This window comes from Burkholderia sp. 22088 (genome assembly GCF_052045915.1).
GTDB lineage: Bacteria > Pseudomonadota > Gammaproteobacteria > Burkholderiales > Burkholderiaceae > Burkholderia > Burkholderia cepacia.
The window spans coordinates 1-13,546 of the sequence record NZ_JBQEPY010000002.1 but is presented as its reverse complement, the minus strand read 5'-3'; the positions used below and the strand labels follow the sequence as shown (position 1 = coordinate 13,546).

The 13,546-nt window shown below is 68.1% G+C and carries 16 protein-coding genes; 8 read left to right on the top strand and 8 right to left on the bottom strand.

Annotated features, from left to right (window positions below):
* Positions 1-66 precede the first annotated feature (66 nt).
* The 3 genes from ACTJLD_RS03135 to ACTJLD_RS03125 all read left to right on the top strand — a co-directional run bounded on the left by ACTJLD_RS03135 (position 67) and on the right by ACTJLD_RS03125 (position 2,345).
* Positions 67-1,269 (top strand): MFS transporter, encoded by a 1,203-nt coding sequence (locus ACTJLD_RS03135; protein WP_059695243.1) that lies wholly within the window; start codon positions 67-69, stop codon positions 1,267-1,269.
* A gap of 323 nt (positions 1,270-1,592) precedes the next feature.
* Positions 1,593-1,988 carry a hypothetical protein gene (locus ACTJLD_RS03130; RefSeq protein WP_060316931.1) on the top strand — a complete coding sequence of 132 codons (396 nt, stop codon included), beginning with the start codon at positions 1,593-1,595 and terminating at the stop codon, positions 1,986-1,988.
* Between the two features lie 36 nt (positions 1,989-2,024).
* The gene (locus ACTJLD_RS03125) at positions 2,025-2,345 is read left to right on the top strand and encodes a hypothetical protein (protein ID WP_059556255.1); all 321 of its coding nucleotides are present in this window, start codon (positions 2,025-2,027) and stop codon (positions 2,343-2,345) included.
* Positions 2,346-2,411: 66 nt separating this feature from the next.
* Here the strand turns inward: ACTJLD_RS03125 and ACTJLD_RS03120 are convergent, their stop codons facing one another.
* Both ACTJLD_RS03120 and ACTJLD_RS03115 read right to left on the bottom strand, forming a co-directional pair.
* Positions 2,412-3,173, bottom strand: coding sequence for an isocitrate lyase/PEP mutase family protein (locus tag ACTJLD_RS03120; RefSeq protein WP_091920277.1), 762 nt, complete (start codon positions 3,171-3,173; stop codon positions 2,412-2,414).
* On the bottom strand, positions 3,170-4,216 hold the full coding sequence (locus ACTJLD_RS03115) for a saccharopine dehydrogenase family protein (RefSeq protein ID WP_440657965.1): 1,047 nt from the start codon (positions 4,214-4,216) through the stop codon (positions 3,170-3,172). Before ACTJLD_RS03115 ends, ACTJLD_RS03120 begins: the two co-directional genes overlap by 4 nt.
* A gap of 117 nt (positions 4,217-4,333) precedes the next feature.
* Here ACTJLD_RS03115 and ACTJLD_RS03110 point away from each other — a divergent pair, with 117 nt between their 5' ends.
* Entirely contained in the window at positions 4,334-4,945 is a 612-nt protein-coding gene (locus ACTJLD_RS03110) for a TetR/AcrR family transcriptional regulator (RefSeq protein ID WP_027790784.1), read from the top strand.
* An 18-nt stretch (positions 4,946-4,963) separates the two neighbouring features.
* On the opposite strand, the gene ACTJLD_RS03105 is transcribed toward ACTJLD_RS03110, so the two are convergent.
* Positions 4,964-5,431 (bottom strand): MarR family winged helix-turn-helix transcriptional regulator, encoded by a 468-nt coding sequence (locus tag ACTJLD_RS03105; protein ID WP_027790785.1) that lies wholly within the window; start codon positions 5,429-5,431, stop codon positions 4,964-4,966.
* Between the two features lie 81 nt (positions 5,432-5,512).
* On the opposite strand from ACTJLD_RS03105, the gene ACTJLD_RS03100 reads away from it, so the two are divergent.
* Together ACTJLD_RS03100 and ACTJLD_RS03095 are read left to right on the top strand one after the other, a co-directional pair.
* Positions 5,513-5,881 carry a hypothetical protein gene (locus tag ACTJLD_RS03100; protein WP_027790786.1) on the top strand — a complete coding sequence of 123 codons (369 nt, stop codon included), beginning with the start codon at positions 5,513-5,515 and terminating at the stop codon, positions 5,879-5,881.
* 88 nt (positions 5,882-5,969) lie between these two features.
* Complete coding sequence (locus ACTJLD_RS03095) at positions 5,970-6,587, top strand: glutathione S-transferase family protein (RefSeq protein ID WP_059693726.1); 618 nt, start codon at positions 5,970-5,972, stop codon at positions 6,585-6,587.
* 133 nt (positions 6,588-6,720) lie between these two features.
* On the opposite strand, the gene ACTJLD_RS03090 is transcribed toward ACTJLD_RS03095, so the two are convergent.
* The 4 genes from ACTJLD_RS03090 to ACTJLD_RS03075 form a co-directional block, all read right to left on the bottom strand.
* Positions 6,721-7,443 carry an HAD family hydrolase gene (locus ACTJLD_RS03090; protein WP_060196622.1) on the bottom strand — a complete coding sequence of 241 codons (723 nt, stop codon included), beginning with the start codon at positions 7,441-7,443 and terminating at the stop codon, positions 6,721-6,723.
* Positions 7,444-7,466: 23 nt separating this feature from the next.
* Positions 7,467-8,438, bottom strand: coding sequence for an ornithine cyclodeaminase family protein (locus ACTJLD_RS03085; protein ID WP_440657964.1), 972 nt, complete (start codon positions 8,436-8,438; stop codon positions 7,467-7,469).
* Positions 8,439-8,546: 108 nt separating this feature from the next.
* A complete protein-coding gene (locus tag ACTJLD_RS03080; RefSeq protein ID WP_440657963.1) occupies positions 8,547-9,677 on the bottom strand; it encodes a DSD1 family PLP-dependent enzyme in 1,131 nt (376 codons plus the stop codon).
* 139 nt (positions 9,678-9,816) lie between these two features.
* Entirely contained in the window at positions 9,817-10,743 is a 927-nt protein-coding gene (locus ACTJLD_RS03075; protein ID WP_124840269.1) for a LysR family transcriptional regulator, read from the bottom strand.
* Between the two features lie 230 nt (positions 10,744-10,973).
* On the opposite strand from ACTJLD_RS03075, the gene ACTJLD_RS03070 reads away from it, so the two are divergent.
* The gene (locus tag ACTJLD_RS03070; protein WP_440657962.1) at positions 10,974-11,828 is read left to right on the top strand and encodes a hypothetical protein; all 855 of its coding nucleotides are present in this window, start codon (positions 10,974-10,976) and stop codon (positions 11,826-11,828) included.
* Positions 11,829-11,855: 27 nt separating this feature from the next.
* Here the strand turns inward: ACTJLD_RS03070 and ACTJLD_RS03065 are convergent, their stop codons facing one another.
* Positions 11,856-12,770: an NAD(P)/FAD-dependent oxidoreductase gene (locus tag ACTJLD_RS03065; protein WP_440657961.1), complete on the bottom strand. Its 915-nt coding sequence runs from the start codon at positions 12,768-12,770 to the stop codon at positions 11,856-11,858.
* A 139-nt stretch (positions 12,771-12,909) separates the two neighbouring features.
* Here ACTJLD_RS03065 and ACTJLD_RS03060 point away from each other — a divergent pair, with 139 nt between their 5' ends.
* On the top strand, positions 12,910-13,350 hold the full coding sequence (locus ACTJLD_RS03060; RefSeq protein WP_042974024.1) for an Rrf2 family transcriptional regulator: 441 nt from the start codon (positions 12,910-12,912) through the stop codon (positions 13,348-13,350).
* The last annotated feature ends 196 nt before the right edge of the window (positions 13,351-13,546 follow it).

Genomic DNA, 13,546 nt, shown 5'->3' with positions numbered 1-13,546 from the left:
CGTCCTGCCGTGGTTCCTTACGATACGCCGTCATCGGTATTTTCCCTAAACGACACGGAACGACGCATGAATCCCGGAATTTCCTCTGTCGCCGCGACGGCGGCCCCCCGCGAACCGGCCTGGGGCGCGGTATTTGCGATGGCGCTCGGCGTGTTCGGGCTCGTCACGGCCGAATTCCTGCCCGCGAGCCTGCTGACGCCGATGGCCGAGAGCCTCGGCGTGACCGAAGGCGTCGCCGGGCAGGCCGTCACGGCCACCGCGACGGTGGCGCTCGTCACGAGCCTCCTGATCTCCGCGGTGACGCGCACGATCGACCGGCGGCGCGTGCTGCTCGCGTTTTCGGTGTTGCTCGTCGCGTCGAATCTCGCGGTCGCGTTCGCGACCAGCCTGACGATGCTGCTGATCGGCCGCGTCGTGCTCGGCGTCGCGCTGGGCGGCTTCTGGACGATGGCGACGGCCACCACGATGCGGCTCGTTCCGACGGCGATGGTGCCGCGTGCGCTGTCGATCATCTTCAGCGGCGTGGCGGTCGCGACGATCGCGTCCGCGCCGATGGGCAGCTACTTCGGCCACCTGATCGGCTGGCGCAACGTGTTCCTGATCGCGGGCGCGCTCGGCGGCATCGCGTTCGTGTCGCAGCTCGTCACGCTGCCGTCGCTGCCGCCGAGCGGCACGACGCGGCTGCGTACGCTGATCGACGTGCTGCGCCGGCCGACCGTCGGCCTCGGGATGTTCGCGACGATCCTCGTGTTCACCGGGCATTTCGCGTTCTTCACGTATCTGCGGCCGTTCCTCGAACAGGTCGCGGGCGTCGGCGTGAACGGCCTGTCGGCGATCCTGCTCGGCTACGGTATCGCCAACTTCGTCGGTACGTCGCTCGCGGGCCGCGTGCTCGAACACCGGCTGCGGCCGATGCTGATCGCGATGCCCGCGCTGATGGTCGTGCTCGCCATCGCGCTCGTCGCGCTCGGCCGCGCGCCGATGATCGATGCGGTGCTCGTCGCATTGTGGGGGATGGCCTTCGGCGGCGTGCCGGTCGCGTGGTCGACCTGGGTCACGCGCACCGTGCCCGATGAAGCCGAAAGCGCGGGCGGGCTGATCGTCGCGGCGATCCAGCTTGCCATCGCGACGGGTGCGGCGGCCGGTGGCGTCGTGTTCGACGCGAATGGCGCGGCTGGCGTGTTCGTGGGCGCGGCCGTCGTGCTGGCCGTCGCGGTCGCGGCGATCGTGACGGGCGTGCCGAAGCGGGTCGGCGTCGCCGCGTCCTGACCGGCCGGCGGGCCGGCGCGGTGGTGCGGTGGTGCAGGCCCGCCGGCGGCCGTCCGCCCGTCGAGCGTCAGGCGGTGCCGGCGCCCGCGATGCGGTCGAGGTCCGCAAGGCTGCGGTTCAGCGCGCTGGAGCACCCGGCGCATGTATTCGATCGTATGATGAGCCGCCATTCGTGGCCCGTGTTGGCGCCCGTAGCCGGAAGTGCGGGCGATCGTGGTCCGGCAAAGAGGGCGCGGCGAACGCATTGGCCGTTCGCATGCGCAGCACGATGGGCTCCCGGGACTTTTTCACATGGCAACTGCGTTCGTGGAGTGCCCGGTTCTATGAAGAAGGCAATCGATTTTCACTATCTGAGGCCGTTGTACGGCTGCTTGTTCATCATGACCGATGACGAGCTGGACGATTTCTACATCAACTCCGATGACGGGAGGGCGTGGTTGCTCCGGCAGATGAAGACCCGGTTCGGGCTATACGGCGCTGAATCCCGGGCGCGTGTCGTCGACGCACTGGAGTATGTGCTGGCTTCGGGTTCATGGCTGGCGCACTGGCGTGGCATCGTGCCGCACGCGATTCCGCTGGACGACGTGACGGACAAGGAGAAATATGTTCGCGATCTTTTTCAGGCGCTGGCCGGAAGGGCGCCCGATCCCGCGTTCGACGTTCGTGCGATCGAACTCGTGGACGACATCGGGCCTGACGGAATCAACGTCCGCAAATAGTGAGGCAACCGACGAATGAGCGCGACAGAACGCGAAATGAAGAAGGAAAACGAAACGATCGGGTTGTCCGGCGACGAGGCGTTGCGTGTGCTCACGGAGATCGAATACATCCTCATTTCGTTGCGCAATATCGGCCGCTACTATCACGCTGGCCCGGCGGCAGCCGCAGGCCCGGATCAGGAGTATGCGCGGGAGACCAACCGGTTCATCGACGAGGGCGGCGTGACCCGGCGGCTGGCCGAGGTCAGAAAGATCATCACCGGGAAATTCGACCTGTCGCTCGGCGCCGACGACATGGATGACGTCGAGCGAGCGATGGCGCGTGTCAAGGTCTGGGAGAAACCCGGCGACCTGTGATGGTCGTCGTCGTGTACGGCCGGCATCGCAGTGCCGGCCACCCCCTGTACCAAGGGACAACGCGCGTCAGCCGCCCTGCCTGACCATCTCCGCCAGCGTCTTCATCGCCTGCAGGTACGGATACGGCCCGTGACTGATGCGGGCCACGCCGTAGTCCGCGAGTTCGGCCAATGTCGGCGTTTCCGCGACGCGCATCACGTTCACCGGCAGCGGCGATGCGGCCGTCAGCGCGCGAATGAGCGCCGGCGAGCGCAGCCCCGGCACGAAGAGCCCGTCGGCGCCGGCCGCCGCGTACGCGCGTGCGCGGGCCAGCGTGGCATCGAGCAGGCGCTCGTCGTGCGTGTCGGCCGGCGCCTTGAAGAACACGTCGGTACGCGCGTTGATGAAGTAGTCGGCGCCCGCGCGATCCGCCGCCTGCCGTGCTGCCGCGAGACGGGCTGCGGCGGCTTCGACGTCGCGCAGTTCGCCCGTCGCCGGAAAGCTGTCCTCGAGGTTGCAGCCGATCGCACCGGCCTCGATGCTGAGCGCGATCGTTTCGGCGACATCTTCCGGCCGCTCGCCGTACCCGCTTTCGAGATCGACGGTGACGGGCAGGTCGGTCGCGCGCGTGATGCGCTCGAGCACCTCCATCATGAGCGCGCGCGGCATCTGCTCGCCGTCGACGAACCCGTTGGCCGCCGCGACCGACCAGCTGCCGGTTGCCAGCGCGACGGCGCCCGCGTCGGCCGCCGTGCGCGCGCTGCCGGCGTCCCACACGTTGAATAGCGCCAGCGGCTGGCCCGCGCGGTGAAGCGACCGGAAATACGCGCCTTTCTCGTTGCTGCTCATGTTTGAGTCTCCTTGTGGAAAACCGGGTCGGTCGTCGTGCCGAACGATACTGCCACTGAATCGAGCGCCGCGAGAAAATCGCGCGCGTCGAACAGTTCGCCGAGACTGCGCACGCCGCCTGACACCACGGTGTTGCCCGTCATCAGGCGCACGGCGGCCTCGACGATGATCGGTGCGCTGACCGCGTAGATGTCGCGCCCGGACGCGGTCGCGCGGTGCGTCGTGCCGCCCTGCACGACGATCGCGTCCATCGCGAACTGCTGCGCCGAGCGGCCCAGCGCGTCGGTCGGCGCGGGCGGCGGCGTGGCGGCATCGCGCACGTCGCGCAGCGCGAGCGTCGCGAGCCACGATTCGATCGTGTCGATGCGCAGGTGGCGCGAGAGCGTCATCACTTCCGAAAACGGCAGCAGCGTGACGTCGACCCGGCCGATCGGCGGCGGGAACGGCCATGCGCGTTCGCGTGCGGTCGACGGCACCGGCGTCGGCTTTCCGTCCTTCTGCACGAGCCGTACCGCGCGGTTGCGTTCGCCCGTCACGCGCGTGCCGCGCGTCGGGTGCCAGCGGTCGAGCCCGGTCGCGATATCGACGCGCTCGATCGGCTGGCTCTTGTCCACGACGGCCGTGACGAGCAGGTCGGCCAGGCCGCCGTAGAACGCCGCGGCCGGCACGACGGTCACGCCCGCGGCGCGTGACCGGGCATCGCAGTGTTCGGCCAGCGCCAGCACCGACGGCTGCTCGGCCGTCAGGTCGAGATAGGGGATGCCGGCCCGCAGTGCGGCATCGGCCAGCGGCAGCGCGGTATCGAGATACGGCCCCGCGCAGTTGATCACGGTATCCGCGCCGCGCAGCGCGGTGTCGAGCGCGGCCGGATCGTCGATCGCGGCGACGCGCGCGAGCGACGCTTCGCCGCCGCCTTCCGCGAGCCGCGCCGCATCGCGGCCGATGCGGATCGCGCGCAGGCCGCGCCGTGCCAGTTCGGCGACGACAAACCGCCCGGTATGACCCGTGGCGCCATAGACTGCAACCGTCATTCGATCGTCCATGATCAACTCCGATACAGAACGGTCTGTTTTATAGTACAGACCTGTATCGTCGTCAATCCCGCGGTGCTATGATCGGCTCACTGTTGCGGCAAGGGCGGCCAGCATGGCCGGGTCGGGATGAAAAAGGAAACAGGTACACCAGGGAACGCGCCCGATACGCGCGAACGCATTCTGCAAACGGCCAGCGAGCTGTTCTACCGGGAGGGCACGCGCGCGGTCGGCGTGGACCTGATCGTCGCGCAGGCGGGCGTGGCGAAGACGAGCCTCTATCGTCACTTCGCGACGAAGGACGACCTGATCGAAGCGTTCCTGCTGCGCGAGGACGCCGATTTCTGGGCGCATTGGGATGCGGTGGCCGCGCAGTACCGGCGCACGCCGCGCGAGGAACTGGATGCGCAACTGCAATGGATCGGTGAACGCATCGCGCGCCCCGGCTATCGCGGTTGCCCGCAGATCAACATCGCCGCCGAATACGCGGACGGCAATCATCCGGCCCGCAAGGTGGCCGTCGCGCACAAGCAGGAGCTGCGGCGCCGGCTGACCGAACTGGCGGGCGCGATGGGCGTCGACGAACCGGAAACCTTCGCGCTGCGGCTCGCGACCGTCATCGACGGCGCGCTGAGCAGCGGGCAGGCGCTGCATGCGCACGGGCCCGTGGCCTTCCTGCAGGAATTCGCCCAACTGCTGTTGCCGAAGAAGGGCCGGAAGCAGGCCGGCCTGCCGCGGTAAGTCGCGCGCCGGTTCCGTTCAGCCGCGTTCGGCCGGATCGACGGACAGCACACGCAACTGGCCGCGCAACTGATCGACTTCCCCCGGTGCGAACGGCCGTTCGATCTCGGCATGCGTCTGCTGCCACAGCGGAAATGCCTCGGCCAGCAGGTCGTGGCCGGCCTGCGTCAGTTCGAGCAGACGGCTGCGCCGGTCGTCCGGGTCCTGCGCGATCGTGACGAGGCCGCGCCGCTCGAGCGGTTTGAGCGCGGCCGTGAGCGTGGTGCGATCCATCGCGAGCACCGATGCGACCGATTTCATCGGCGCCGGCTGCGGCCGGTTCAACGACATCAGCAGCGAAAACTGGCCGTTGGTGAGGTCCAGCGGGCGCAGCACATCGTCGAAGATCCGCGCAAGATTGCGCGCCGCGCGCTGCATGTGCAGGCACAGGCAGCAATCGCGCACCATCAGCGTCGTTTCGAAAGGGAGCTTTTCTTTTCGTGCCATGTTGCAATTGTGTTGATATCAACCTATCGTGTCAAGGTCGAGGCGCGGCAGTCCGTCGTGCCCGTCACCGGAGGAGGCGGCATGAGTGCTCAACAGCAGTTGTATCTCGCGGTATTTCTCGGCGCCAAGGATAGCCCGGCCATGAAGGCCTGGCTGGCGTTGCCGGAAGACGAGCGGCGCACGCGCGAGCGCGACGGCATCGCCGCGTGGCATGCCTGGGTCGACCGCAATCGCGACGCGATCGTCGAGATGGGCGGGCCGCTCGGCAAGACGAAGACGATCGATGCGGCCGGCGTCACCGACACGGCGAACGCGATGAGCGGCTTTACCGTCGTGCGGGCGGCGTCGCACGACGCGGCGGCCGCATTGTTCGAAGGCCATCCGCATTTCACGCTGTTCCCGGGCGTGGCGATCGACGTGATGCCGGTGCTGGCGATTCCCGGCGCGTAAACGAGACGAGCGAGGCCAGGCGTTGCGGATCGGCGAGGCGCCGTGGCCGGCATGCGGAAATTTCCGACATTCTGGATGGAGACTGGCGATGAAGCTTTACGGATTTGCCGGCACCCGCACTCAGCGCGCGCTGTGGGGGCTGAAGGAGCTGGATGCCGACTTCGAGTTCGTCTCGGTGAACCTGCTCCAGGGCGAGCACAAGCGGCCCGAATTCCTGCGCCTCAATCCGGCCGGCAAGGTGCCCGTGCTGGTGGACGGCGACCTCGTGATCCCCGAATCGGCCGCGATCGTGCTGTATCTCGCGGACAAGTACCCGGAGAAGGCGCTGCTGCCGGTCGATCTGGCGCTGCGCGCGCAGGCCTACCGGTGGGTGATGTTCGCGGTGACCGAGCTCGAGCAGCCGCTGTGGCGGATCACGCGGCATTCGTTCCTCTATCCGCCGGAAAAGCGCTCGCCGGCCGACATCGAGCTGGCGCGCGAGGATTTCAGGACGATGGCCGCGATTCTGGACAAGCATCTGGAAGGGCGCGAGTTCATCGTCGGCGACACGCTGACGGTGGCCGATTGCGTGACGGCTTACCTGATCGACTGGGCCGGTGAATGCAACCTGATCGAATCGTTCCCGCAGTTGCGGGCGTACCTCGAACGGCTGTATGCGCGGCCGAAGGCGCCGCAGCGGATCGCGGACGCGCGCAAGGCGGCGTGAGCGTGCGGCGGCCGGCCATGGGCCGCATCGGCCAGGCCGGCCGTTCCGTTTGCGCAGTGGGCGAATGCCTGCCGGCCGCGTGTCATGGCGTTAAAGCGTGCGTCGCGCGCGCAGCGCACGCAGGCGCTTGTGCTCACGCTACGTCGTCGGGCCCGCCGAGCGCGCGACACAGCATCGACAGGTCGTTGAGCGTAAGGTGCGGCGCGGCGGCCTGCGGCTGCACACGTTCCGGTTCCGGATGCGTGTCGCGAACCACCCACGCTGCCTGAAGCCCCGCGTTCAACGCACCGACGATATCGAGGTGATAGTCGTCCCCGACGTGCAGCAGTTCCGCCGGCTGCACGTCGAGCGTTTCCGCCGCCGCATGGAAGATCCCGGGCTCCGGCTTCGCGACCCCGAACGCCTGCGCGCTGAGCGTCGCACGAAAGTATTCGCCGCCGCCGGTCATTCGCAGGTCGGCGTTGCCGTTGGTCACCGCGATCAACGGAAACCGCGCGCTCAACCACGCGAGCGCCGGCAACGCATCGTCATAGAATTCGACCCGGTTGCGCGCGGCAAAGAACGCCGCGTACGCGTGCTCGGCGAGCGCGACATCCTCGTTCGCACGCTCCAGCGCAAGCCGGATCGATCCGATCCTCATCGCACGGAAATCGCCGGCGAGCCCGGGGCACAATCGTTCGTATTCCTCACGCAACCCGCTCAGCGCCTGCTGCGTGGACAGCACGCGCGCGGTACCGGGCGCGTGCTCGATCAACCATGCGTGAAGCGCCGCTTCGGCCCGTACGACGGCCGGCCCGAACGGCCACAGGGTGTCGTCCAGGTCGAACGAGAGGGCGGAAACTTTGGCGAGACGCATGGCGGTTGACGAGAGGGTTTCGTTTACCACGGCCACGGAATGGAAATTCCGGTGCCGTTTTCGAGGGCCTGTCGATACAGGAAGCGGGCGACGGTCAGGTCCTGAAGCGCCAGCCCGGTCATGTCGAAGACGGTGATCTCGTGTGGCGCGCGGTCGACCGACGCGGTTCCGGCGAGGATGTCACCGATTTCAGTGCATGGCAAATCCGGCGCCCACTGGCACTCGCCGATGCTGCGGGCCTGATCGTGATCGTCCACGACGATGCGCGCGCGTTCCAGCACGCCTGCCGGAAGCTCGCGCTTGCCGGCCGTGTCGGCGCCGACGCAGGTCAGGTGGGTGCCCGGCCGAACCGCATCCGCATCGAACAGCGCGCCGCCGCCCGGTGTGGCCGTGATGACCACGTCGCTATCGGCCACCGCGTCGTTCCGGTCGCGTGCCACGCCGATCGTGCATCGCTCCCGGAACGCCGATTCGAACTCCGGGTCGGGCTCGCCGCTGACGTTCACGTACCGCACCGTGCACCGTTGCGGCAGCAGCCCGAGCGCGTAGTCGAGCTGGACGCGCGCCTGCACGCCCGTGCCGAACACGCAGATTCGCGTGCTGTCGCGCCGCGCGAGCAGTTGCAGCCCGAGGCCGCCGGCGGCACCGGTTCGCGCGGTGGTGATCGCATTGCCGTCCATGATGCACAGCGGGCGGCCCGTGGCCGGATCGAACAGCGCGACGGTGGCCTGATGCGGTTCGCCGCCGAGCGCCCGGTTGCCGGGCCAGAACCCGGCCGCCTTGAAGCCGAGCAGCGCCTGGCACGCGACGTCGCCCGACTTGATCCCGAATACGCCGCCTGTGTGCAGCTTCTCGCGAATCACCGGAAACACGCGCCCGGCCCGTTGACTGTGCAGCACGAAGGCTTCGCGAACCGCCGCCGTCACTTGAGCGGCCTCGAGGGCGGGTTCGACGGCATCGCGGTCGAGAAGCAGGAGTCGGGCGTCTGTCGGCATGTTCGGGCAAGCGCTTTCGGCGCAATGCAAAACGAGTTGTTTAAATTTTGTCCAGATTTGGACAAATAGTCAATGCATCGGCGACACGGTGCGGGCGCGCGGTTCGGCTCACCACCCGTAGAAGCGCGGCCACGCCCGCGCGCTGCCGTCGTCGCCGATCGCCTGATACTCGGGATGTTGTGCACCGGTGGCGCACGCGTGATTCGGCAGGATGCGCAGGCGGGTGCCGATCGGAAACCGTTGCGCGATGCCGGAGTCGGGCGCGCTCGCGCGCGACACGATCCCGTGTTCCTGGTTGGCGGCGCTCATCACGTAGTCGCCGAGCACGTCGCCGTGTTCGGTGCAGACCTGCCCGTAGCCGAAATCGCGCGCCTGACGCTGCGTGCCGCGGTCGCGGCTCATCGCCATCCAGCCTGCGTCGACGATCGCCCAGCCTTTCTCTTCCTGGTGCCCGATGACGGTGGTCAGCACCGACAGCGCGATGTCGGACAGGTCGCACACGCCGATGTTGTGCATCACGAGGTCGAACATGACGTACACGCCGGCACGCACCTCGGTGACGCCGTCGAGGTGTCGCGCCGCGAGCGCGGTGGGTGTCGAGCCGATACTCACGACCGGGCAGGGCAGCCCGGCGGCCCGGAGGCGTTCTGCCGCGCGCACGGTGCGGCTGCGCTCCTGTTCGGCGATGGCCGCCAGCGCTTCGGGCGTGCTGTATTCGTAGCTCGAGCCCGCGTGCGCCATCACGCCGCCGAGCACGAGCCCGCCGTCGACCAGCGCGCGGCCCACGTCGATCAGCAGGCCCGCGTCGGGCGGGATCCCCGAGCGGTGGCCGTCGACGTCGACCTCGATCCACACTTCGAAGCGCTCGCCATGCGCGCGCCCGAATTCGGCGATCGCGTGTGCAGCCGGCAGGCTGTCCGTGACCAGCTTCAGGTCGCAGCCCTGCCGGCGCAGCGCGAGCGCCTGGCCGAGCTTCGCGGGCACCATGCCGACCGCGTAGACGATGTCGCGGATACCGTGCGCGAAAAACTGTTCGGCTTCCTTGAGCGTCGACACCGTGACGCCTTGCGCGCCCGCGGCGATCTGGGCATCGGCGACGTGCGTGCATTTGGTGGTCTTGACGTGCGGACGGAACCTGACGCCGAGCGCATCCAGGTGTGCCTGCATGCGGCCGATGTTGTGACGCATGCGGCCGACGTCGATCAGGGCGGCCGGGGTGTTGAGGGTTTGAAGGTCCACGATGCGTTGCCTCGGAATGTTGCCGATGCGAGCACTGTAGACGCGTCGACGGGCCGCGTGTTTAACGCAACGCTAATACGGCATTAAACACCGTTTAATCGTCCGGATCGCGCGAGCCCGAGTCCGGGCTCGGCGCCACTCATGCCTTGCCGCGCCACGGCGGCGGGCTCAGCAACCGCGTCGCGGCTTCGAGGAATACCCGTTGCCGCGCGGAACGGCCGGTGCGCGACGGCAGCAGCGCCGTGACCGGCGCGGGCGGCAGGTGCCAGTCGGGCAGCAACCGGACGAGCCTGCCGTTCGCGAGCAGCGGAGCGACGTCCCACTCGGAGCGCTCGACGATCCCGAGCCCGGCCAGCGCCCATTCGGTGATGACGGTGCCGTCGTTGGAGGACAGCGCGCCGGTGACGCGGATCACGGCGGACCGGCGTGGGGCACCCTTGACGTCGCCGCCGGACGAGAAGCGCCATCGCGGGATGTCCTCGTCGTTCTCGCGCAGGCACAGGCAGTCGTATCGGGCCAGGTCGGACGGATGGTTCAATGCCTCGATGCGACGGGCATAGGCAGGGCTCGCGCACAGAAATCGCTCGTTGGGCGCAAGCGGATAGCCGATCCACGACGACGACTTGAGGCTGCCGACGTGCACGACCACGTCGGCCCCCGACGCGCTGGTCAACGGGCTGTCCGACAGGTGGAGCGCGATGTCGAGTTTCGGGTGCGCGCGCTGCAGGTCGCGCACGATCCGCGCGACGTACTTTCGCCCGAAGCCGAGCGGGGCGACGACGCGCAGCGTGCCCCGCACGTCGCCGTGATCGCCTGAAATGCTGACCGGCAGCGCGTCCACGCGCTCGAGAATGTCGACGGCTTCCTGGTACAGCCGTTGCCCTTCGTCGGTCAACGCGATCCCTTTCGGCTGACGCACCGCGAGCCTGGCGTTCAAGCGCGCCTCCATCCGCTGCAGGCGGATCGTGACCGCGGGCGGCGTGAGATCGAGCAGCCGGGCGGCGGAGGCCAGCGAGCGCGACGTACCGATCGCGCGTACGAGCCGAAGGTCGTCGAGGTCGAGCATTTCGTGTCTCTTAATGTGAACGATGCAGGGCATTAAACCGCATATCACGCGTCGTAGCCATCGAGGCGGCGGCGCGGGCGACATGGCCGGTGTCGACGGCTTAAAGAACCGTCGCGTTGCGCCGATATAGAGACGACGTCCGGCTTTCTGTGCAGCGTGTCCAGACCAGCGCGGTGCATGCCGTGGAAGGCCGGGACCTATTCCAACGAAAAAATGGAGCCTCTCACCTTATGAAGTCCGTCTTTACCCGTCCCCTGGCAGGCCGCCTCGCAATCGTCGTCGCGGCCGCTTCGCTCGCCGCGTGCGGCGCGACGAACCCGCTTCAACAGGCCGGCCAGGGGATCATGGGCGCGCTGACGTCCGACGCGGGCCGGGCCGACGTGTCGAGCCAGAAGCCGGTCGTCCTGAAGATTCCGAACGATCCCGGCATCCAGCCGCGCAAGGTCGCGCCGTATTCGACGGTCATCGTCCGCGATGTCGGCTACGACAGCCGCAGCGTGCAGGTCATCGCGAACGCGCAGTACTACCGGCTTCGCTTCGAGAACCTGACGCCCGGATCGTTCGTTGTCCATGCGCGTACGGACAACGGGGTCGCCGGGTCGGGCGTGAAGTACGACGTCAACTTCAACGTGCAGGAATCGCCGAAGGGTTATCAGGTCGCGTTTCAGCCGATGACGCGCAACGCCTATCAGCAGGGGCTGATCGGCAAGTTTCCGGTGCCGAACTTCAACGACGCTGACCTGCGCACGCAGTTGACGTCGCTGCAAATCGTCTACCGCTTCGAGGTGGATTCGCCGTACAACTCGGAATCGGTGACCGCGAACTTCATGCGTCTCGCGCGTCCGATGACCGCGCGGCAGGGCTGGGCCGATCCCGTGACGGGCAAGATCTACAGCAGCTACTTCGTGTCCACCCTGCATGGTCGCGACATGACGTATGTCACGCAGGTGTATCCGTACCACAACGGGTCGAAGGCGGTGATCACGGCGGTGATCACCGGTGTCGAAACCGCGCCGGATACGGTCGACTTCGGCGTGCTGATCAACGATGCGCGCCACATGCTCGAGAGCATCGCGAAGTCCTGATCGTGTGCCCCGGGGCTGCGCGCCGCGTCACGCGCGCAGCCCGACAATCAGCGACCGATGCGCGGCGACCCCGGCCATCACGCCTGACGCCGACGCGAACGTCGCGTTGGTCATCGGCGTCGACGCGTCGCCGGCCACGAACACGCCGGCGACGTTCGTCTCTTTCCCCGCATCGACGCGCACGACAGGGCCGAGCGGCCCGTCGTCGAATGCACAGCCGAGCTGCTGCGCGAGATCGTTCGCCATTGCCGTACGCGCGCCGACGAACAGCGCATCGACCGGCACGACCTGCCCGTCGGCGAGCCGCAACGCTTCGATACGCGGCGCGTCGCCCAGGATTTCGACGACCGGCGAGCGCTCGATGCGTACGCCGCGCGCGTCGAGCAACGCGGCTTCTTCGTGGTTCGCTTCGACCACGCCCTGCGTGAACCACGTCGTCGGGCCCCAGTCCGGAATCAGGATCGCCTGGTGCACGGACAGCGGATGCGTGGCGAGCACGCCGAGCCGCCGGCCGCTCACCTCGTACCCATGGCAGTACGGACAATGCAGCACGCTGACGCCCCAGCGTTCGGCGAGCCCCGGCAGCGCGGGCAGTTCGTCGCGGATGCCGGTCGCGAGGATCAGCCGGTCGGTACTGGCCCGGCTGCCGTCGGCCAGCGTCACGTGGAAGCGGCCGTCCGCATCGCGTTCGGCCGTGCGCACGTCGCCTGCGATCCGCTGCACGGTCGGATACGCGGCGAGTTGCGCGGCGGCTTCCTCGACGATCTGCGCGGGCGGCTTGCCGTCCTGCCCGAAAAAGCCGTGCGCGTGCGCGGCAAAGCGGTTGCGCGGCCGGCCGGCGTCGATCACGAGCACGCGGCGGCGCGCCCGCGCAAGCTGCATCGCGGCCGACAGCCCCGCAAAGCTGCCGCCGATCACGATCACTTCATGATGGTCATGCATGCACCCGCTCCTTTCCTGAACCTGCGTGATTGAAGGACGTGTTCCGATGGCGGCCAACTCATGGAACACGAGAAGTTGCATGATAGGGCGGTGGTATCATTCACGCAACTTCAAAAGTTTCGAGAGAGGGGCGCCGCCCGTGAGAACCGATAGCCGCTTGTCGCGCATGCTGCACGTGCTGATCCACATGGACCAGGCCGACGGCCCGCTGACGTCGGAGACGATCGCGACGATGCTGGGCACGAACCCGGTGGTCGTGCGACGCCTGCTCGGCGGTTTGCGCGACCACGGCTACGTGCAGTCGGAGAAGGGGCATGGCGGCGGGTGGGCGCTGAGTGTCGCGCTCGACGACATCACGCTGCTCGACGTCTATGGCGCGGTGGGCGAGCCGCCGCTGTTCTCCGATCTCGTCACCGACGACGAGGCCGAATGCCTGGTCGAGCAGGCCGTCAACGCGCACCTGTCGGCCACGCTGAAAGAGGCCGAGACGACGCTGCTCGCGCGCTTCGGCGAAGTCACGCTCGGCATGCTGTCGCGCGATTTCGAAGCGAAGGCGGCCCGGCGGCGCAAGCCGCGCTGACGCGCTGCAGCATCGCGGCCGGGCACGGCCGCCGTGCGCGCCGGCGCGGCCGAAACCGTCGCGCCGCGATGTTCTGTCCCCCAACTTCTGCCCGGTTCGCCCGCCACAGGGCAAAATACGGGTTTTCCGCACCCGCGAGGGCGCGACCGAATCACGCGCCGGGCGGCGGCAGTGCGCAATCCGCACGCCGCCGCCC

What these genes read in the sequence shown, in the direction of transcription:
- ACTJLD_RS03135 (WP_059695243.1), top strand. Translation starts at nt 67, where the DNA reads ATGAATCCCGGAATTTCCTCTGTCGCCGCGACGGCGGCCCCCCGCGAA.
- ACTJLD_RS03130 (WP_060316931.1), top strand. Translation starts at nt 1,593, where the DNA reads ATGAAGAAGGCAATCGATTTTCACTATCTGAGGCCGTTGTACGGCTGC.
- ACTJLD_RS03125 (WP_059556255.1), top strand. Translation starts at nt 2,025, where the DNA reads ATGAAGAAGGAAAACGAAACGATCGGGTTGTCCGGCGACGAGGCGTTG.
- ACTJLD_RS03120 (WP_091920277.1), bottom strand. Translation starts at nt 3,173, where the DNA reads ATGAGCAGCAACGAGAAAGGCGCGTATTTCCGGTCGCTTCACCGCGCG.
- ACTJLD_RS03115 (WP_440657965.1), bottom strand. Translation starts at nt 4,216, where the DNA reads ATGGACGATCGAATGACGGTTGCAGTCTATGGCGCCACGGGTCATACC.
- ACTJLD_RS03110 (WP_027790784.1), top strand. Translation starts at nt 4,334, where the DNA reads ATGAAAAAGGAAACAGGTACACCAGGGAACGCGCCCGATACGCGCGAA.
- ACTJLD_RS03105 (WP_027790785.1), bottom strand. Translation starts at nt 5,431, where the DNA reads ATGGCACGAAAAGAAAAGCTCCCTTTCGAAACGACGCTGATGGTGCGC.
- ACTJLD_RS03100 (WP_027790786.1), top strand. Translation starts at nt 5,513, where the DNA reads ATGAGTGCTCAACAGCAGTTGTATCTCGCGGTATTTCTCGGCGCCAAG.
- ACTJLD_RS03095 (WP_059693726.1), top strand. Translation starts at nt 5,970, where the DNA reads ATGAAGCTTTACGGATTTGCCGGCACCCGCACTCAGCGCGCGCTGTGG.
- ACTJLD_RS03090 (WP_060196622.1), bottom strand. Translation starts at nt 7,443, where the DNA reads ATGCGTCTCGCCAAAGTTTCCGCCCTCTCGTTCGACCTGGACGACACC.
- ACTJLD_RS03085 (WP_440657964.1), bottom strand. Translation starts at nt 8,438, where the DNA reads ATGCCGACAGACGCCCGACTCCTGCTTCTCGACCGCGATGCCGTCGAA.
- ACTJLD_RS03075 (WP_124840269.1), bottom strand. Translation starts at nt 10,743, where the DNA reads ATGCTCGACCTCGACGACCTTCGGCTCGTACGCGCGATCGGTACGTCG.
- ACTJLD_RS03070 (WP_440657962.1), top strand. Translation starts at nt 10,974, where the DNA reads ATGAAGTCCGTCTTTACCCGTCCCCTGGCAGGCCGCCTCGCAATCGTC.
- ACTJLD_RS03065 (WP_440657961.1), bottom strand. Translation starts at nt 12,770, where the DNA reads ATGCATGACCATCATGAAGTGATCGTGATCGGCGGCAGCTTTGCGGGG.